Here is an 18181-nt window from a genome sequence, read left to right as displayed (position 1 = left end):
CCTGGACGGATGCGCATCCTCCAGCCGCGGATCCCGGCGCGGCGGATGACCATCCATCGAATGCGACACGCCGCGCTCCCTACGCCGGTGTGAACCGGATCAGGTTCCAAGGGACTGTCTCAACTCCGGCGAGATGCCGGAGTACCCCTGGCGGCTTGCACGCGGAAAGTAACCGCCGTCTTCCCCCCGCACCAGCCCGGCAAAGGCGCCGGGCCGGTGCACCGCCGTGGGCCCTAGTGGAAGAAGCCCTGGTCGGCCACGGAGTAGTTCCAGCCGTCGGTGTCGCGGAACTCGCGCAGCACGTGGTAGATCTGGCTGAAGGTTCCGCCGCTGCCCCAGTGAATTCCCACCGCGTAGCGCGTGGTGCTGTTCACGCGCAGGTACACGGGCGATCCGCTGTCGCCGCCGCCGGAGGTGTACCCCGCCTGGGCCTGGCACAGCAGGGTGCGGCCCGTGTCGTAGCCGTAGGGGTCGTACTGCGGGATGTCGACGCAGGTGCGGTCCACCAGGCTCTTGGAGTAGCCGGTGGTGCGGCCCACCTTGCCCACCTCGTCGCCCACGTAGGCGATGCGCTCCTCGTCCATGGCCCAGGTGCCGATGATGCCGGCCGTCCCCGAGGTTCCCGAGCCCACGTTGGCGATCTGCGGAAAGTTTACCGACTGGCTGCCGAACACCTCGAACAGCGCCGCGTCGCTGTAGCGGCACAGCCGGCCCGCGGGGCACCCCGCCAGCGCGGAAGGCGCCGGGTCCAGCACCTCCGAGGCGATGGGGCTGTTCATATCCGGCTGCCCCACCGAGTGCCCCGTCACCACGCCGAACGCGTCCGTGCAGTGCGCGTTGGTGATGATGAAGCGGCGGCCCGTCCAGTAGCCCAGCGCGTCGTACTGCCGGGCGTTCCACCCCAGCGTGCAGATGCCCCCGACCGACGAGATCTGCGTGCCGCCCACGATGGGCCGCACCACGTCGATCAGCCGCGCCTCCATCCGGGTCTCCGCCACCACCTCCACGCTGATCGCGTCGGACGGCACCCCCAGCGCTGCCGCGCGGTCGCGCACCGCCTGCGCCGCGCCCGCGTCGCGCACGCCGATCACCACCCGGTTCCGCGCCTCGTCCACGTCGCCCAGCGTAGCGCCGCGCAGCGGCTCGCGGGTGAGCTGGCGGTACCAGCCGCGAAGCTGGGCAAAGTCGTGCCTGCCGCGCACCGCCCGCATGCCGGCCAGCAGCGACGCCGCCTCGGCCCCGCCGCGCCCGTGCCGCGCCAGGTGCGAGGCCAGCGCGCCGCGGGCGCCGGGCGCGCCGGCCGGATCGGTGAGCACCACGTTCAGCACGCCGTCGGCGCCCACGTACAGGCCGCCAAAGCCCGGCACCTCGCGCGCCAGCTCCACGAAATCGTCGTCCAGCGTGCGTGCCTGCACCGCGGCGCGGCCGGCGGCCTGGCCCTGCGCCCGGCCCGCCCCGGGCTGTGCGTCCGGGCGCACGGGATCGCTCCCGTCCGTGCATCCGGCCGCCGTGAGCAGCGCCGCAAGCGTCCCGGCGCGAAGAACCGACCTCTGGTGTTTCATCCTGTACTCCTGGTGTGTTGCGTATGCGTGGTCCCGGCCGCGCGGGCCGGGGGTACCGGCAGCCTCGCCCTCCTCCATCCCCAGGATCGCGAAGATCCGGGACCGGCGGATGGCGCGGCGCCGGATGCAAAGGTGCCGCAACGGTGCGCGGATTCGAACGGACGGGGAGCGGGATGGGCGGCGGACGGAACGAACCGGGCGCGGGCGGGAACGGAATTTCTCGCGGGCGGGATGACGGTGGGATTCGCGGTCCGCCCGGCCGCGTGGGGGGAGTGGACCGCCGGGCGCGAAGGGGATACCATGTACCGTTCCCTCGCGAACCCTTCCCGATCCCGCCCCATGAACCCCGACCTGCGCAAGCGCCTGCGCGTCATCGCGGCCTGGACCGCCGGATGGACGGTCCTGGCCCTGGTCACCTGGATCAGCGACTACGTGCAGTTCCGCACCGTCATGGGCGACCGGGCGCGGCTGATGGCCGCGTTTCCCAAGTACGTCATCCTGTTTGGCGCGTGGGGAGCCATGTCGCCGGCCGTGGTGGCGCTGGTGCGGCGCTTTCCCGTGGAGGCGCCGCGCCGCGTCCGCAACCTGTGCATTCAGCTTGCCCTGGCGGCCCTGGCCGCGGTGGCGCAGTCGGTGATCTACATTGCCGTCACCGCCGCCGTGCGCACGCTGCCGCCGGAGCTGACCTTTGGGCAGGCGGTGGGGATGCAGCTGCGCGGCTCGTTTCTGCTGGGGGTGCAGACGTACGCCGGGCTCGCGCTGCTGCTGCACGGGCTGCGCTACCAGCGGGCCCTGCGCGAGCGCGAGGTGGCGCAGTCGCGGCTGGAGACGCAGCTGGCGCAGGCCCGGCTCACCGCGCTGCGGGCCCAGCTGAACCCGCACTTCCTGTTCAACACCCTGCACTCGGTGAGCGCGCTGATGGCCCGCGACGTCCCCGGCGCGCGGCAGATGCTCACCCGGCTGAGCGACCTGCTGCGCCTGGCGCTGGAAACGGGCGCGGACCAGGAGTGCACCCTGCGCGAGGAGATGGAGTTCGTGGGGCACTACATCGCCATCCAGGAGATCCGCTTTCGCGACCGGCTGCAGGTGTCGTGGGAGGTGGGGCCGGACGCGCTGGAGGCCCGCGTCCCCCGCCTGCTGCTGCAGCCGCTGGTGGAGAACGCCATCGAGCACGCGCTGGACCCGCACGAAGAGCGCACCCGCGTGCGCATCGCCGCGGCGCGCGCCGACGGGCGGCTGCGGCTGGTGGTGGAGGACGACGGCCCCGGCGCGGGGGGCGCGGCGGTGCGCGAGCGCATTGGCCTGGGCAACACGCGCGCGCGGCTGGCGGGGCTGTACGGGGATGCAGGGACGCTGGAGGTGCGCCCGTCCGCGTCCGGCGGCACGGCGGTGGAGGTGGCGCTCCCCTTTCGCGCGGGAGATGCGGGATGACGGGCGACGTGAGCGCGCCGCTGCGGGCGCTGGTGGTGGACGACGAGCCCCTTGCGCGCGAACTGCTGGCAGGGATGCTGGACGGCGAGCCGGACGTGGAGGTGGTGGGCGAGTGCGGCGACGGCACGGCGGCCGTGGAGCGCATCGTGGCCGATCCCCCCGACCTCGTCTTTCTGGACGTGCAGATGCCGGGGCTGGACGGCTTTGGCGTGGTGCAGGCGGTGGGGGCGGACCGCATGCCGGCCACCATCTTCGTCACCGCGTACGACCAGTACGCCCTGCGCGCCTTCGACGCCAACGCGCTGGACTACCTGCTCAAGCCGTTCGACGAGGAGCGGCTGGCGCGCACGCTGGCCCGCGTGCGGCAGCGGCTGCACGCGCCGGCGGCCGAGGTGGCGCGGCAGGTGGCGTCGCTGCTGCGGCTGGTGGACGAGCGGCGCCGGTACGCGGCCCGCCTCGTCGTCCGCGACGGGGTGCGCACGCGGCTGATCCCCGTGGACCGCATCGTGTGGATCGAGGCCGAGGGCAAGCAGGCGCGCGTGCACCTGGCGGGGGAAAGCCACCTGGCCACGGGCGGCATCGGCGCGGTCGAGGCGCAGCTGGATCCCGAGCAGTTCGTGCGCGTGCACCGCTCCGCCATCGCCCGCATCGACCAGATCCAGGAAATCCAGCCCTGGTTCAAGGGCGACTACGTGCTGGTGATGGCCGGCGGCAAGCAGCTCACCACCAGCGCCGGCTACCGCGACCGGCTGCGCACCCTGCTGGGCCGCGGCGCGTAGCCTTCCCCGCCGCCGGGCGAGGACGCAGCCGAATCCGCACAAGAATGGGCCTCACACAGAGTCAGCAGAGTCAACAGAGTTCGCTCGTGCCGGTTCCGCTGGGCTCCCGATGGGGAAGAACGAATGGCCTCACACAGAGTCAGCAGAGTTCGCTCGTGCCGGTTCCGCTGCTCTCATCGTACGAAACGCTGACCCGTGGTGAGCGGAGGCATGGCGCGCCGGTCGACGAGGCACGAGCCGGCGTGGGACGTCGGGAACGGGAGAGGGATGGAATGCGGCAGGGGGCCATGAGAATTTTTTGGGGGCGGAGCATGCGCATCGCCGGATGATCTCCGGAAGCGCACGGCAACAGGGGGCCTGCACCACCTGATGCGCGATCTTGAGAACCACCGCCCACGTCCACGGCCGAGGTGAGCGACACGCGGCCAGGCGCGATGTCCGAGATGCGTCCCGGGAGACGTCCGGGATCCGCAACGGCGGGCGGATTCCCGGATTCCTCCTCCCGGCGTGCACCCCGGCCGGTTTTGCTCTCGAGGTTGACAAATCCCGAATTTCGTACGTAAGTAAGGGTTCGCCCCCGGCCCGCTCGCGCGCCTGGAAACCATCCCCTGCGTCCCCCGGACTCGCCTTGACGACCCTCCTGCGAAACCGGCTGGCCATGCCCGCCGCCGCCCTGCTGCTCACGCTGGGCGCCTGCGTGGATGGCGACCCCACCGGCCCCAACGCCCGCCCCGGCGCCGCCTCGCTGAACGAGGAAGTGGGCGCCGCCGCCTGGAACGGCAACATCCGCATCGGCGTCATTCCCACGGCCACCAGCGTCACGCTGGGCAGCGCGGCGGGCTGGACGTTCACCAACAAGACCACGGGCCTCACCCTGCTCAGCGGCACCGGCGGCGTGAGCGCCACCGTCACGCTGGAAGCCGGCTCGGTGAGCACCACCCGCTACCGCCTGCAGGTGATGTGCGGCAGCACGGCGGCCGTCAACGCCGTCAAGGCGCAGGCCGAGGCGCTGGGCCACCCCACCATGACCGAGGTGATCCCCGCCTGCACGCGGCTGTACATCGGCGACTTTGCCTCCAACGCCGCGTTCGGCGTGCGCAACACGTACCGCAACACCATCATCTCGCAGGGGCTGGCGGGCGCGGACTCGTTCTGGAAGCTGGTCACCACCACCACCGGCGTCACGCAGTACCGCGTGAACACCGGCTCGGCGCAGGCCGTCAGCAGCGGACCCGTGGTGCTGACCTCGTCCGACGGCCTGGTGACCATCGGCACGCTGCCGTACCGCGGCATCGCCGAGGTGGGCCGCAACAGCAGCGGCACGCTGGCCGGCATCAACGAGCTTCCCATCGAGCAGTACCTGTACGGCGTGGTGCCGCGCGAGCTGCCGCCCGTGCCGTACGGCGAGATCGAGGCGCAGAAGGCGCAGGCCGTGGCGGCGCGCACCTACGCGCTCAGCGGGCTGGGCAAGCGCGCGGCCGACGGCTACGACCTGCTGCCGACCACGAGCGACCAGGTGTACGGCGGATACTCGGCCGAGCACCCGGTGAGCAACGCCGCGGTGGATGCCACGGCGGGCGTGGTGGCCGTGTACGAGGGCAAGCTGATCCAGGCGCTGTTCAGCAGCACCAGCGGCGGCTACACCGCCAACAGCGAAGACGTGTTCAACTCCGACCCGGTTCCGTACCTGCGCGGCGTGCGCGACCACCAGCACGGCAACAGCGAGCACGTGCTGGATTCACTCAAGGCGCACAAGGGGCCCAGCCTGCGCGGCAAGAAGAACGGCGACTTCGAGGCGGACTGGAGCCGCTACCACCGCTGGAGCTTCGAGTGGACGGCGGACGAGATCAGCGACGTGATCTCGCTGTACGCCGGCCAGGACGTGGGCCGCGTGCTCGACATCCACGTGGCCGAGCGCAGCAACAGCGGCCGGGTGAAGCGCATCGAGTACGTCACCGAGGCGGGCGTGTTCGTGGACACCAAGGACCACGTACGCACCTCGCTGAAGTACGTGAACGCCAGCGGCACCTTCAGCAGCCTGCTGAGCACGCTGTTCGTCATCGAGCCCATCGTGGACCGCCGCACGGGCGCAATCGAGGGCTTCCAGGCGTTCGGCGGCGGGTGGGGCCACGGCGTGGGCCTCAGCCAGACCGGCGCCGTGGGGATGGCCGAGAAGGGCTCCACGTACCAGGAGATCCTGCACCACTACTACCAGGGCATCGACCTGACCACCTGGTACTGATCCGCGCGATCGGCACCAGCAGCTTCGGTGGATGAAGAACCGCCCGCGGGGAACGCTCCCCGCGGGCGGTTCTTCTTTGCGGCGGATTGCCAACCGCGAGGGGAGCATCGTGCCGCTGTTGGCCGTGTTGGCACGATGGACGCAGGGGCGTTGACTTCGTTCAGTTCTTCGTTTAATCTGGACGCACCGATGTACCGACACCCGTTCGCCGCGCAAGGAGGATCCATGAACCGGAACACGCAGCCACGTAAGCGCGCCCTCTCGGCCCTGCTGTACGGGATGGCGCACGCCTTTGACCTGGGGGGCACCCTGGCGCACAGCCGCGGGCGGTTTGCCGGCGGGCCCCGGGCCGACGCCGAGGCGCTGCGGCAGGACTGGCTGCGCGCCGCCAACGCCGTGCGGCGCGATGGACGAGCGCACGCGTAAGCGCGACGCCTATGCGGTGGCCGCGGTCGCCCGGGGCGCGGCGGCTCCCAGGGCCTTTCCCGGTGCGGAGGAGCGGGAGCTGGAGGAGCTGGGGTTCCCTACCGCCATTCACCGGGAGGTGGAGGCGTTCCTGGGCCCCATTCCCCAGCCGGAAGTCCTGCGCGAATACGACCACGTGCTCCCCGGCCTGGCGGAGCGCATCGTGGCGTGGACGGAAAACGAAGCGGATCACCGGCGCACCGTGGAACGATCGCTGGTCCAGCTTTCGTGGGGCGGCCTGTGGGTGGCTTTCGTGCTGGCGCTCGCGACCATCCTGGGCGGGATGGTCCTGGCGTGGTACGGGCGCAGCGTCGCGGGCGTGGTGGGCATCGTGGGCGCACTCGCGGGGCTGGTGATCGTCTTTCTGGCCGGACGGATCCGCGGGATGCCGGACGGGTTCGACGACCCGGCCGCAAAACCGTCCGCATCCTGAACGCCTCATCGAAAAATAATTCTGTTGTGCAAAGCCGCTGCACTACATATTGTGGAGCAGAGGCCGGATTTGCCGTCCGGACACAATCCCTCGCCCCTGTCCCCCACATCCCGTCCGTGAAACACCTGAGCCGGAGGCGCAGTAGAAGATAGAGACAGGTACGCGGCGCAGCTGTTACGCACGGGTGTCCTGTCTGGCATCAAAGTTTCCAAACGTTCTTTACCAGGCAGGCCAACTTCCCGCGCGCAGCAGTCCGCGAGGCGGCTGTGCGTGGGCGCACACGGCGGAGCCAGATCCGCCGCCTTTCGCACCGGGAGCCCACGTGCGAGGAAACGGACAGGGCGGAACGCTGCAGCGCGAGCTGGAGCACCGCATCAAGACCGGAAAGTGTGTGTACTGCCGGGCCTCAGCGGCCCCGGACCGGCCCCTCACCCGAGAGCACGTCATCCCCCGCGCCCGCGGGGGCCGCAGAAAAGACGCCCGCATCATCGTTCCGGCCTGCGCGCAGTGCAACCAGCAGCGCGGCTGCCAGGAAGTGGTCCTCTTTCTTCTCGCCCGTCCACGGCGCATTCTGGCTTTTCTGGATTATCTGTCCGCCCTTCCCGCCGAAACCGTTCGCCAGATCGACGTCCGCGTGTTCGCGGAGCTGTACGCCGCCGTGTGGCTGCTGGCCGAAAGCTCGGCGAGCGGGGCCACGTGGCGCGCGCAGCTGCAGCGGCTGTGCGCAGGCCGGCGGCTGCACCGCAGGCGCTACGCGGCGCGGCGCATCATGACGGCGGCGGGGGTGCGCATCGAGCGGGCGCGCGACCGGGCCTCGGTGCTCACCGGGCCCAGCTGTCCGCTTCCCGGCACGCTGCCCATGGAGGAGGGCCGCCACGCCGACACCATCGCGCGCGGCCTGGCGACGCTCATCGGCACCATGGCGCTGGTGTGGGAGGCGCCGGCCGAGCAGGTGTTCGCCGAGCTGGAGCGCGAGCGCAGCCGCGCCCACCGCGCCGCGGCGGGACGCCACCCCGACGCGCACGACCAGCCGTACCTGGGCGATGCGGGGGACGACGAGGAGGAAGAGGTGGTGCAGAGGGTGGTGTCGCTGGACGGCTGGAAGCAGCGGCGCGGCGGAGGCCGGCGCCGCCGCATGCGGGTGGACAACCGCGGCGGCCGCGGCCACCCGCGGGGGAGGCCGAACCGGGCGGCGTAGGGAACTGCAGGATCAAGTGCCGAGTGCCCAGTACCAAGGGCCGGGTACGGGAGACGAATACCCAGCCTTTTGCACTGGGCACTGGGCACCGGGTACTAAAACCAGGGGCGGCGCATCCCGGTGCGCCGCCCCTTCTCGTTCGGTTCTGCTGCCGAATGGCGTCGCCTGGAACGTAAGCGGCCTGTCTGCCAGCCGTCAGGGGCAGACGTACACGCAGGACTCCTGCTGGCAGTTCGTCTGGCAGGTGTCGCACGTGACGTTGCAGGTGGCGTTGCAGGTGCCGTAGCACGAGTTGCCGGTGCAGTTGCAACTCCAGTCGCAGGTGCCGCCGCAACTGGCGTCGCAGGTCCCGCCAACGCTGTTGTCGCAGCCGGGCTCGCAACTGAGGCAGAAGCTAACGCAGGTGGGATCGCATGTGCGGAGGGGGGTTGGACCGAACCCCTGCACGGTGCCGCGCCGTGAATCCTCGGAAGGATTGGGATCGAACGAATCGACGGCGAGCTGATCAAGGTCGAGCTTCAGCTTCTTCATGGAGAACTCCCGGCTGAATGGTTGTTCACAGACGCAGTCGGCCCCCAATGGCCGAACCCGCAGACGCAATCTATGCCCGGCCGACCATACTTCCTACGACGAATTTTACAGGAGTGACTGTGCGGTCCGTGCTGATCCGCGCATGACATGCTGGGAACGACGAGGGGCGGCGCACCCGGTGCACCGCCCTTCTTCTTGCCGACCGCGTGCGGGGCGTCTTCCGCGCGTCAGGGGCAGACGTACACGCAGGAAACCGGTTGCGTGGGGCAGGTGTCGAAGCACGTGTCGTCAATCACCGTGGGCCCGCACATGTGGGAATGTGCCCGCACCGTTCCGCGCTTGGTGGCGCTGTCGGTGATCGCCTCGAACGACTCCACCGTCAGCAGCTCCAGCTTCAGCTTGTGCATGGAGGATCTCCGGATGAGGGCCAGCAGTGCCGCCGGAACGGCACGCGATGAATTACAATAGCGCGAATAGAGCGATACGTCTACGACTTTCGATGCGATCACGGGAAACGGAGAGGACGCGGAGAACTGAATCGAAGTTCTCCGCGTCCTCTCGTTTTCCTCCGCGTCCTCCACGCAAACCCTTACCGCATCGGCCCGTAGTAGTCGCGGCCGTAGCCGCGGAAGTCGCGGTCGTAGCGGCCGCCGTAGCGCGCCTCGCGTTCCCACCCCATCGGCTGGCCGCCGCCGCGCCAGGTGCGCGAGCCGCCAGTGGTGTTGTACGATCCCCAGTACCCCGTGGCGTCCACGATGCGGTCTTCCATGTCGCCGCCGAAGGGAGCGTAGTTGGTCTCCAGCCGGTTGGGCTCGGGGTGCACGTACTCGCGGTTGTACCGCTGCGTCACCCGGTTGGGCAGGGCCGGCTGTCCAAAGTAGCCGCGGTCGTATCCGCCCTGCCCGTACATGCGCATGGGCACGGGCCGCCGCTGGGGTGCCGTCTCGCGGTAGCCGCGCAGGCCGTAGTCGTATCCTCGTGGCGGTCCGCTGGCGCGGGCCATCGGGTAGTCGCGTCCGTATCCCCGGTCGTATTGCATCGCTCCTCCTTGGCTGTGCGTCCGGTGCAGGCCGCGCAGGGAGTGCAATCGACGTTCCGCTACGGCAGCGGGCCCCCTCCGCGCAAACTGCCGGGGAAGGTCGATCGCGTCGTGAGAGTGCGGTCTGCGTCCGCCAGCGCCCCCTCCGCTCGCTCAGGCTCGCACCTCCCCCGAAACTGCCGGGGGAGGTTGGATGCCGGACAGGATGGAGGTACCACGGAAAGTCCGAACTGCGTCGGAGAGTGGCCCCCTCTCCCGGCCTCTCCCCCGCAAACTACGCGGGAGAGAGGTGACGCGCGCAGAATCTCCGGGGCGCGCCGGGAGGAAGGACGCGGCCACAGCCTTTCGAAGCGGGATTGAATTCTCCCTTTTCTCCCGCAGCGGAGGAGAGGGGCCGGGGGAGAGCGGGCCCTGCCGGGCGCCAACTCGATGCGTTTCGCTCCTCCGCGATCCCAGCCCTCCCTCAACCTCCCCAGCCGTTTTTGGGGGAGGTGGGCGAGTAATGCGAGCCCGGAGGGGGCGCGCCCCCTCGCGCCGAACCCCGCCGGCGCACCTCGCCGCAACTTACGGGTACGACTGCACTTCCGATCGATTGCGGGTGGTGCGGCGAACCTGCGGAGCGCGCGGCCCCGTCCCTGCGATAAGAGAATCGGTGCGTGTACTTCCGCACTCACGCACTGACGCACTCACGCACTTCCCGCCCATGCGGCTGAACGAGCTTTCGCGCGAATACGAGGCGCGGCACTACCCCATCACCCGGCGGCTGGACCTGCAGGGCGAGGGGCCCGAGACGGCGCGGCAGCGGGCGCTGCGCTGGATCCAGTCGTTCGCGCACGAGCAGCCGGGCGCCAACCTGCTGCTCATCGTGGAGCGCGCCCGGCGCGACGGCGCCCGCAAGGGTCCCATTCGCGCGGCGGTCGAAAAGCTGCTGGACGAGCTGAACGGCAACCTGATCGACTGGTGGCACCCGTTCGCCGAGGGCAGCCTGGCCCTGCGCATCTCCGCCGATCCCCACCGCACCCGTCCGGCCGGCCCCAAGCCGCAGGACCCGGGCGAGGGCCGCACCGACGAAACCGCCGGCCGCGCCTGGCTGCGCCCCGAGGCGGACATCCCCGAAGAGCTGCTGCCGCTGGCCCGGCGCACCGCGGAACTGCGCCGCACGCGCGAAGGGCAGGCGGTGGGGCTGATGGACGTGGTGCTGCGCGAGATCTGGATCGAGGCGCAGGCCGCCGCCATGACCGACCGCACCGACTGGCGCACCGCACTGGAGGACATCGCCCGGCGCGAGCGGGCGCGGATGCTCCAGGAGCTCGAAGAAGACTGAATCGCCGTCCGCATCCACCCCGCTGGACAACGGGTGCGGCGCACGCCCATCTTTGACGCCCCACGCCGCCCGCCACGCCACACCGGCCGATCCCGATGACCGACCAGACTTCGCCTCCCGCGTACGGAAACATCCCGCCTCCGCCGCCGCCCCCGCCGGGCTCGCGGCGCGGATGCCTGCGGGTGGGGCTCATCGGGTGCGGCGTGCTGGCGCTGCTCGTCGTCGTGGGCTTCGTCGCGATGGCCATCTGGTGGAACCGCAACAGCGACGAGTTCACCGCCTCGGCGGGCGCGGCGGCGCGCGAGGGGGCGCGGTTCGGGCTGGTGCGCGACGAGGCCGCGTGCTTCGACGAGGCAAAGCGGCGCGCGGCGTCGGGCACCACCGTGGCCGAGAACTTTGCCGTGGGCTCGTTTGCGCGCGCGTGCATGGAGTACAGCCGCCCCACCCAGGGCTTTTGCGACAACGTGCCGCCCGTCACCGCCATCCGGCGCAGCGCCGAGTGGCAGCTGGAGCGTTGCGGAGGCGACGCCGCCTGCCGCAACGTGGCCCAGGTGGCGCAGCAGTACTGCACCGCCGGCCGCACCAAGCGCGTCGCAGGCGACACGCTGCTGATGGACGCCGGCGGCGCTTCGCCGCCCGCCTCCACGCCGCCGCCGGCCGACAGCGGCACCTTCTGATCCCGATCCCCCGGCTTCCGCGCTCAGCCGGATTCCGCAAAAGAGGTTGGGGTACAGAGGAACAGAGGGGAAAAGAGAGGAGCAGAGGAAACCGTCCCGGTCCTCTGCTCCTCTGTGCTTTCTCTGCTCCTCTGTACCCCAACCTTTTTGTTTTTGGAGAGGCTGGCGCTACTTGGTCTCCAGCCAGTTGTCGCCCACCCCACCCTCCACCTTCAGCGGCACCTCCAGCTGCGCGGCGCCCTCCATCCGCTCGCGGACGAACTCCTGCACGGCCGGCTCCGTTCCCACCGGCGTCTCGAAGAGCAGTTCGTCGTGCACCTGCAGCAGCATCTTCGCGGGGACCACGCCGGCGTGCAGGTCGTCCTGGATGCGGATCATGGCGATCTTGATGAGGTCCGCCGCGGTGCCCTGGATGGGCGCGTTGGTGGCCGCGCGCTCGCCGAACGCGCGGATGTTCCAGTTGCGCGACTTGAGCTCCGGCAGGTACCGCCGCCGGCCGGTGAGCGTCTCGACGTAGCCGCGCGACTTGGCCAGCTCCACCTGCTCGTCCAGGTAGCGCCGCACGCCGGGAAAGCGGCGAAAGTACTCCTCGATGAACTCCTTTGCCTCGGCGTTGCTGATCCCCAGCTGGTTGCCCAGCGAGAACGGCCCCTGCCCGTAGATGATGCCGAAGTTCACCGTCTTGGCCCGGTCGCGCATCTCCCTGGTGACCGAGTCCAGCGGCACGCTGAAGACGATGCTGGCCGTCTGCCGGTGGATGTCGAGCCCCGCGCGGAACGCCTCGACGAATGCCTCGTCGCGCGAGTAGTGCGCCAGGATGCGCAGCTCGATCTGCGAGTAGTCGGCGCTGACGAAGCGGTGCCCCTCGGCCGGGATGAAGCCGCGGCGGATCTCCGCCCCCATCTCGGTGCGGATGGGGATGTTCTGCAGGTTGGGGTCGGACGAGGAGAGCCGTCCCGTGGCCGCGATGGTCTGGCTGAACGAGGTGTGGATGCGCCCCGTCTCGGGGTTCACCGCGTTGGGAAGCGTGTCGACGTAGGTGCCGCGCAGCTTGTCGATCTGGCGGTACTGCATCAGCAGCGTGGGAAGGGCGTGCCCCTTGGCGGCCAGCGCCTGCAGCACGTCCACGTCCGTCGACGCGCCCGTCTTGGTCTTCTTGATGACGGGCAGCCCCAGCTTGCCGAACAGGATCTCGCGCAGCTGCGGCGTGCTGCCGATGTTGAACTCCTCGCCCGCCTCGATGTAGATCTGACCTTCCAGGGACTTCTGCGCCGTCCGCAGCTCCTCGCCCATCCGCGCGAAGAAGGGCTCGTCGATGCGGATGCCGTTCCATTCCATCTCCGCCAGCACGTGCACCAGCGGCATCTCGATGTCGCGGAACAGCGGGTCCAGGTGCAGGCTCTCCATCTCCGGCGCGAACTTCTCCGCCAGCCGCAGCGCGATGTCCGCATCCTCCGCCGCATAGGTGCAGGCCACGTCCAGCCCCACCTCGGCAAAGGGGATCTGCGCCTTGCCCTTCCCCGTCACCTCGTCGTAGGCGATGGTCTTGTGGTCCAGGTGCTGAAGGGCGAGCGAATCCATCCCGTGCTCGCGCCGCCCCGGCTCCAGCACGTAGCTGGCGATCATGGTGTCGAAGTCGATCCCCCGCAGGCTGATCCCCTCCCGGCGAAAGACCAGGAAGTCGTACTTCAGGTTCTGCCCCACCTTGCGCACCGACGCGTCCTCCAGCAGCTCGCGCAGGGGGCGCATCTCTTCGCCGTGCAGGTCCGGCAGGTTGGCGGGGACCTCGCAGTCCGGCCCGTCCTTGACCACGGGCGGCATCAGGTCGCCCAGCATGTCGCCCTGGTCCGGCCCGCGGGTGCGATGGCGGAAGGGAAGGTAGTACGCCGTCCCTACCTCCACGCCGAGGGAGATGCCGCACAGCGTGGCGCGCATGGGGTCGGTGTCGCTGGTCTCCGTGTCCACCGCGAACCGCCCGGCCGCGCGCGCGCGGCGGACGACGTCGTTCACCTGGTCCACGGTGGAGAGCAGGACGTACTCCGCCGCCAGCCGGTTCACCGGGCGCGCCTCGTCCTCGGGCGCGGCGCCCAGCGGACCCGCGGCGGCAAAGTCGCGGACCAGCGAGTGGAACTCCAGGTCAAGGAAGATATCCTTCAGCCTGGACCGGTTGGGCTCGCGGCAGCGCAGCGCCTCGAGATCGAGATCGACCGGCAGGTCTTCGCGGATGGTGACCAGCCGCTTGCTCAGCAGCGCCGCGTCGGCGAACGCCTCCAGCGCCTCGCGGGCGCGCTTGCTCTTGATGTCCGCCGTGTGGGCGAGGAGGTTCTCGATGGCCCCGTACTCCTCGATCAGCTGGATCGCCGTCTTGGGCCCGATCCCCTTGACCCCCGGCACGTTGTCGCTGCTGTCGCCGATGAGGCCCAGGTAGTCCACCACGTGCTGCGGCGCCACGCCCAGGCGCTCATGGGCGTTGCGCGTGTCCACCCACTCCTCCTCCACCGCCGTGGGCCCGCCGCGGCCGGGGTTCAGCAGGGCGACGTGGGGGCGGATGAGCTGGTAGAAGTCCTTGTCGCCGCTGATGATGACCGTCTCCAGCCCCTCCGCCTCGGCCCTGCGGGCCAGCGTGCCGATCACGTCGTCGGCCTCGTAGCCCTGCAGCTCCAGCACGGGGATGTTGAACGCCTCCACCAGCTCGCGGATGCGCGGGAGCGAGAGCGCCAGCTCGTCGGGCATCTTTTCGCGCGTGGCCTTGTACTCGGGGTACATCTCCACCCGCTCGCTGTCGCCCGCGTCGAACACCATCCCCAGGTAGTCGGGGTGGTGCTTTTCGAACACCTTGATCAGGAACCGCGCGACCCCCCACGCGGCCGAGGTGTTCTCGCCGCGCGACGAGACCAGCGGCCGCGAGATCAGCGCGAAGAACGCGCGGTAGATGAGCGCGTACCCGTCGATCAGGTACAGGCGGTCGCGGGTCTTTTCGGGCTTCTCTACGGGCATGCTGAACCGGCGGATGTACGTGGGTCGCAATGCGAAAGCGGCGCGCGCCAATCTACCCGGCGCGCCGTTCCTCCGACAGACGGAGCGGCGGCACGGTCCGCGGGCGCTGACCTGCGGGGCAGATCGGCGCGATCGGCTGAATCCGCAAAAAGAATGGCCTCACACAGAGTCAGCAGAGTCTTCTCGTGCCCTTTCCCCTGCTCTCACGGTGCGGGATCGGGTGGTTGTGAGCGCAGGCATGGCGCGCCGGCCGGCAAGGCACGAGCCGGCGTGGGCGGTCGGGAACGCGAGAGAGAGATGGAATGCGGCAGGGAGCCATTCACGTTTATTGAGGAAGGATGCGGAGCGCCGGATGATCTCGGCATGCGCGGGAGCAAGCCGTCCGCACCACCTGATGCGCGATCCTGAAGACCCTGCGCCCACTCCCCGCTCGAGGTGCGCGCGCGAAACGCCAGACGGGGCCCGCGCTGCGCGAGGCCCGTGGATCGGTGACACGGCGGATGCGCGCGCGGGCTAAGGGCCGCGGACGGACGAATGCACAAACGCGGAGGCGCGGAGAACCCTCTCTCCGCGCCTCCGCGTGATGCCTTCGGCGCTCGATCACCCGCCGCGAGACCGTGGCCGCTCCCAGTCGCGCAGGTGGCCCAGCAGGTAGTCGATGGAGAACACGTGGCGCGAGTGGTCGTCGTCCGCGCGAAAGACGACGGCGGACCAGCCCTTCATCCCCGTGGGCGTGTAGCGCCGGCCGTGCATCCACAGCTTCTGGCCGCTGATGGCGCGGATCAGCACCCGCTCGTAGCGCGACCGGCTGAGCTCGCTCTCGGGGAACAGGTTGTCCCAGGTGCACAGCCGCCCCACGTCCTCGTACTCCGGCGGCCGGTCGTCCAGGTCCAGCAGGCTGGGCGCGCGCCCCCGCATCACCGAGCCGATGAGGCGAAAGGTCCACGGGTCGCTCACCCGGCGGATGGGGTGCCAGAAGTGCTTTACGATGAGCCCCGCCACGCTGCGCAGGCTCAGCTCGCGCCCGTCCGTCGTCCGCCACCCCTGCTCGTCCACGTCGGCCTGGAAGGGGCTGCGCGGATAGCACACGTCCTTGGCCAGCCACCCCTTGCGCGAGGTGTGCTTCATGGGCCGGTAGCCCTCGATCACCGGAATGCCCATCCGGTCCAGCATCTCCAGCTCGAAGCTCGGCCAGGTCATCACCTCGCGCACGATCCCCACGATCAGCGTGGCCGTGGCGATCATCAGCGACGCGCTGGGGGTAAAGTCGGCGGTGATCTCGATGCGGTCGCCGCGCGGCCGCACCCCCACGCCCGTGGAGCGGCGGTTGGTGGCCAGCAGCATCACCGGCGCGGGGAGGATGTACGACAGCAGCAGCGCCAGCTTCTTGACCGTGCGGCTGCGCCCCTGCGCCTCGACCGGCAGCTCGAAGCTCACGTTGTAGTGCGTGCTGAAGCCGGTGAGCCGGATCTCGCGCCCGGTGCGCGACTCCCAGTCGTCCAGCTGCTCGCGGATGTACAGGATGCTCTCCCACAGCGAGCGCCCCGTGCGCGCCGCGGCGCCCCGCTCGATCTCGATGACCGGCGTGGCCACCTCGATGACGCCCGTGTCGAAGTACACCGCCCCGCCCGTGGGGAGGTGGTAGCTGGTGCCCTGCCGGTGCATCAGGTTGCCGCGCACAAAGGCGCGCGGCGACCCGAACACGTCTTCGGGGCGCACCGGCTGGCCGTCCAGCGTAACGGAGAACTCCGCCTCCATTCCCATGGCGGCCAGCGCCAGGCGTCCGCCGCCGCCGGGGGCGCGCTCGCCCCCGCCCTTCTTGGGATCAGGCATCATTCCCCCTTCTTCCCGCTCTGCTTCGGCTTCGCGACTCCGCCGGGGAGCGGCTGGGCATCGTCATCCGGCTCTTCATCACCTTTTCCGTGCGGCACCACCGTAACGTATCCCAGGTCAAGGTGCAGATGGTCTTCGGTCTTTCCGGGGCCGGTGCCGTACGGCAGGGCCCGGAAGGCGGGAAACACCGCGCGCGCCGCCTCGGCGTAGCGGGTGATGCTGGCGTCGCTGTCCAGCCAGTCGTCGCCCACGCGGTACAGGTGCACCGCGGTGCCCCAGCAGTGCACCGAGGCGTACCGGCTCAGCTCGTGCGCGGGCGAGCGGTAGCCGCCGTTGGCCGAGATGTGCACGTAGGTGTTCACCTCGACGCGAAACGCCTCCATCGCCGCCGCCAGCAGCGTCACCGCCAGCGGCACGTACCGCTGCTTTTCGGCGCGCAGCATCTTGTGCTCGCGAAAGTCGATGTCGATGAACTCCCACAGCTTGAAGTGCGGAGTAAGGCTGATCTCCAGCGCGTCTTCCCACGACGGCACTTGGTAGAACCACCGCGGCAGGCGGCGGGTGAACCCGTCGCGGCCCCGCACCAGCTCGCCCGGGCGCAGCACCCGCCGCGCCGTCTCGGAAAGCTTCAGCCCGTCCACCACCTTCAGGTCGCTCAGCGCGGGCATCAGCCGTTGCCCCCGGTCAGGTGGTCGTAGACGGCGCGGGAGATCCGGGCGATGGTGTCGCTGCGCCCGCCGGTCCTTCCCCCCGCCTCCCATTCCGTGAGCACCACCAGCGCATACGGCTCGCGCTCCGGCACGTACACGATCCCCGCGTCGTGGGCCACCGTGCTGATCTCCCCCGTCTTGTTGGCGACCTTTACCCCGTCCGGCAGGCGCCCCGGAATGCCGCTGCGAAACTCCTGCTGGTGCAGGATGTCCAGCATCTGCGCGGACGACTCCTCGCTGAACGCCTTGCGCTCCTCGATCGTCCGCAGCACCTCCAGCATTCCGTCGGCGGTGCAGCGGTTGTTGATGTCCGCCGCGTGCGCCGCGTCGTCCTCCACGCCGCGCCGGAACTCCACCCCCTTGTCCAGCTTCAGCTTGCGCAGCGTGTCCGTGATGGCGTCCACGCCCACGGCGTCGATGAGCAGGTTGGTGGCCAGGTTGCTGCTGGTGGTGATCATGTGGTGCGCCAGCTCCTGCACCCGCATGGTCTTGCCGATGTTCCTGGGCACCACGCTGTTCGCGTCGCGGTTGGCGGCAACGCGAAAGGTGCTGCCGTCGTCCACGGCGCTGCGGAACAGGTTGCGCACGTGCACGCGGGCCAGCAGGGTGAGCCGCTTGTCCTCCACGGCGCGAAACACGCCCAGCAGCACCGGCACCTTGATGGTGCTGGCGGCGTGGAACCACTCGTCGCCGCGGTAGCTCCACCCGGTTTCGGTTTCGTAGTCGTGATAGGCCACGGCCACGCTGCGCGCCCCGCCCCTGTCGGCGATGGCGCGCACCTTGGCGCGCAGCGGATCTTCGTCGTCCCTGCGCTCGTTCTGTTTGCTGGATGACATCCGGCCGTCGTGCGTCAGCGGTCGCCCGGCGCGCAGATCAGCCGGGACAGAGGCCGCACACCTTGCAGGATCGGCGCCAGCGCGAGGGGCAGGGCGCCCCGGCTCGGTTTTCGGTGCGATCCCG

Annotated in this window: 16 protein-coding genes and 1 riboswitch; of the genes, 8 read left to right on the top strand and 8 right to left on the bottom strand. The window is 70.1% G+C overall.

Annotated elements, in window-relative coordinates; genetic code table 11:
- Positions 1-58: 58 nt before the first annotated feature.
- Positions 59-159: riboswitch (TPP riboswitch) on the bottom strand.
- 74 nt (positions 160-233) lie between these two features.
- Complete coding sequence (locus tag VGC13_RS16855) at positions 234-1562, bottom strand: hypothetical protein (RefSeq protein WP_331126445.1); 1329 nt, start codon at positions 1560-1562, stop codon at positions 234-236.
- A 339-nt stretch (positions 1563-1901) separates the two neighbouring features.
- On the opposite strand from VGC13_RS16855, the gene VGC13_RS16850 reads away from it, so the two are divergent.
- The 6 genes from VGC13_RS16850 (at position 1902) to VGC13_RS16825 (ending at position 8110) form a co-directional block, all read left to right on the top strand.
- On the top strand, positions 1902-2993 hold the full coding sequence (locus tag VGC13_RS16850) for a sensor histidine kinase (protein WP_331126444.1): 1092 nt from the start codon (positions 1902-1904) through the stop codon (positions 2991-2993).
- The gene (locus VGC13_RS16845) at positions 2990-3772 is read left to right on the top strand and encodes a LytTR family DNA-binding domain-containing protein (protein WP_331126443.1); all 783 of its coding nucleotides are present in this window, start codon (positions 2990-2992) and stop codon (positions 3770-3772) included. Before VGC13_RS16850 ends, VGC13_RS16845 begins: the two co-directional genes overlap by 4 nt.
- 628 nt (positions 3773-4400) lie before the next feature.
- Entirely contained in the window at positions 4401-6014 is a 1614-nt protein-coding gene (locus tag VGC13_RS16840) for a SpoIID/LytB domain-containing protein (protein ID WP_331126442.1), read from the top strand.
- Between the two features lie 225 nt (positions 6015-6239).
- Entirely contained in the window at positions 6240-6440 is a 201-nt protein-coding gene (locus tag VGC13_RS16835; RefSeq protein WP_331126441.1) for a hypothetical protein, read from the top strand.
- Complete coding sequence (locus VGC13_RS16830; protein WP_331126440.1) at positions 6421-6912, top strand: DUF2335 domain-containing protein; 492 nt, start codon at positions 6421-6423, stop codon at positions 6910-6912. The genes VGC13_RS16835 and VGC13_RS16830 overlap by 20 nt, the downstream gene beginning before the upstream one ends.
- Positions 6913-7234: 322 nt before the next feature.
- Positions 7235-8110, top strand: a complete 876-nt coding sequence (locus VGC13_RS16825; protein ID WP_331126439.1) for an HNH endonuclease — start codon at positions 7235-7237, stop codon at positions 8108-8110.
- A gap of 195 nt (positions 8111-8305) precedes the next feature.
- Here the strand turns inward: VGC13_RS16825 and VGC13_RS16820 are convergent, their stop codons facing one another.
- The 3 genes from VGC13_RS16820 to VGC13_RS16810 all read right to left on the bottom strand — a co-directional run bounded on the left by VGC13_RS16820 (position 8306) and on the right by VGC13_RS16810 (position 9680).
- The gene (locus VGC13_RS16820; protein ID WP_331126438.1) at positions 8306-8641 is read right to left on the bottom strand and encodes a hypothetical protein; all 336 of its coding nucleotides are present in this window, start codon (positions 8639-8641) and stop codon (positions 8306-8308) included.
- A gap of 227 nt (positions 8642-8868) precedes the next feature.
- Positions 8869-9048 carry a hypothetical protein gene (locus tag VGC13_RS16815; RefSeq protein ID WP_331126437.1) on the bottom strand — a complete coding sequence of 60 codons (180 nt, stop codon included), beginning with the start codon at positions 9046-9048 and terminating at the stop codon, positions 8869-8871.
- A 182-nt stretch (positions 9049-9230) separates the two neighbouring features.
- The gene (locus VGC13_RS16810) at positions 9231-9680 is read right to left on the bottom strand and encodes a hypothetical protein (protein ID WP_331126436.1); all 450 of its coding nucleotides are present in this window, start codon (positions 9678-9680) and stop codon (positions 9231-9233) included.
- Positions 9681-10383: 703 nt separating this feature from the next.
- Here VGC13_RS16810 and VGC13_RS16805 point away from each other — a divergent pair.
- Together VGC13_RS16805 and VGC13_RS16800 are read left to right on the top strand one after the other, a co-directional pair.
- Positions 10384-11004 carry a hypothetical protein gene (locus tag VGC13_RS16805; protein WP_331126435.1) on the top strand — a complete coding sequence of 207 codons (621 nt, stop codon included), beginning with the start codon at positions 10384-10386 and terminating at the stop codon, positions 11002-11004.
- A gap of 95 nt (positions 11005-11099) precedes the next feature.
- A complete protein-coding gene (locus VGC13_RS16800) occupies positions 11100-11681 on the top strand; it encodes a hypothetical protein (RefSeq protein ID WP_331126434.1) in 582 nt (193 codons plus the stop codon).
- A 168-nt stretch (positions 11682-11849) separates the two neighbouring features.
- Here the strand turns inward: VGC13_RS16800 and polA are convergent, their stop codons facing one another.
- From polA to VGC13_RS16780, 4 genes are all read right to left on the bottom strand, one after another.
- Positions 11850-14678, bottom strand: a complete 2829-nt coding sequence (gene polA / locus VGC13_RS16795) for a DNA polymerase I (protein WP_331126433.1) — start codon at positions 14676-14678, stop codon at positions 11850-11852.
- Between the two features lie 600 nt (positions 14679-15278).
- Positions 15279-16511 carry a hypothetical protein gene (locus VGC13_RS16790; protein ID WP_331126432.1) on the bottom strand — a complete coding sequence of 411 codons (1233 nt, stop codon included), beginning with the start codon at positions 16509-16511 and terminating at the stop codon, positions 15279-15281.
- Positions 16511-17179, bottom strand: a complete 669-nt coding sequence (locus VGC13_RS16785) for a hypothetical protein (RefSeq protein WP_331126431.1) — start codon at positions 17177-17179, stop codon at positions 16511-16513. The genes VGC13_RS16790 and VGC13_RS16785 overlap by 1 nt, the downstream gene beginning before the upstream one ends.
- On the bottom strand, positions 17179-18057 hold the full coding sequence (locus VGC13_RS16780; RefSeq protein ID WP_331126430.1) for a serine hydrolase: 879 nt from the start codon (positions 18055-18057) through the stop codon (positions 17179-17181). Before VGC13_RS16780 ends, VGC13_RS16785 begins: the two co-directional genes overlap by 1 nt.
- Positions 18058-18181: the final 124 nt, after the last annotated feature.

It is taken from the genome of Longimicrobium sp. (assembly GCF_036399255.1).
GTDB lineage: Bacteria > Gemmatimonadota > Gemmatimonadetes > Longimicrobiales > Longimicrobiaceae > Longimicrobium.
The sequence above is the reverse complement of the archived record's forward strand: the minus strand, read 5'-3'. Positions and strand labels throughout refer to the sequence as shown.

Bases quoted from the DNA above. Each gene is read 5' to 3' on its own strand.
- VGC13_RS16780 (WP_331126430.1), bottom strand. From the start codon at position 18,057: ATGTCATCCAGCAAACAGAACGAGCGCAGGGACGACGAAGATCCGCTG.
- VGC13_RS16820 (WP_331126438.1), bottom strand. From the start codon at position 8,641: ATGAAGAAGCTGAAGCTCGACCTTGATCAGCTCGCCGTCGATTCGTTC.
- VGC13_RS16800 (WP_331126434.1), top strand. From the start codon at position 11,100: ATGACCGACCAGACTTCGCCTCCCGCGTACGGAAACATCCCGCCTCCG.
- VGC13_RS16830 (WP_331126440.1), top strand. From the start codon at position 6,421: ATGGACGAGCGCACGCGTAAGCGCGACGCCTATGCGGTGGCCGCGGTC.
- polA (WP_331126433.1), bottom strand. From the start codon at position 14,678: ATGCCCGTAGAGAAGCCCGAAAAGACCCGCGACCGCCTGTACCTGATC.
- VGC13_RS16850 (WP_331126444.1), top strand. From the start codon at position 1,902: ATGAACCCCGACCTGCGCAAGCGCCTGCGCGTCATCGCGGCCTGGACC.
- VGC13_RS16855 (WP_331126445.1), bottom strand. From the start codon at position 1,562: ATGAAACACCAGAGGTCGGTTCTTCGCGCCGGGACGCTTGCGGCGCTG.
- VGC13_RS16835 (WP_331126441.1), top strand. From the start codon at position 6,240: ATGAACCGGAACACGCAGCCACGTAAGCGCGCCCTCTCGGCCCTGCTG.
- VGC13_RS16790 (WP_331126432.1), bottom strand. From the start codon at position 16,511: ATGCCTGATCCCAAGAAGGGCGGGGGCGAGCGCGCCCCCGGCGGCGGC.
- VGC13_RS16785 (WP_331126431.1), bottom strand. From the start codon at position 17,179: ATGCCCGCGCTGAGCGACCTGAAGGTGGTGGACGGGCTGAAGCTTTCC.
- VGC13_RS16810 (WP_331126436.1), bottom strand. From the start codon at position 9,680: ATGCAATACGACCGGGGATACGGACGCGACTACCCGATGGCCCGCGCC.
- VGC13_RS16815 (WP_331126437.1), bottom strand. From the start codon at position 9,048: ATGCACAAGCTGAAGCTGGAGCTGCTGACGGTGGAGTCGTTCGAGGCG.
- VGC13_RS16805 (WP_331126435.1), top strand. From the start codon at position 10,384: ATGCGGCTGAACGAGCTTTCGCGCGAATACGAGGCGCGGCACTACCCC.
- VGC13_RS16845 (WP_331126443.1), top strand. From the start codon at position 2,990: ATGACGGGCGACGTGAGCGCGCCGCTGCGGGCGCTGGTGGTGGACGAC.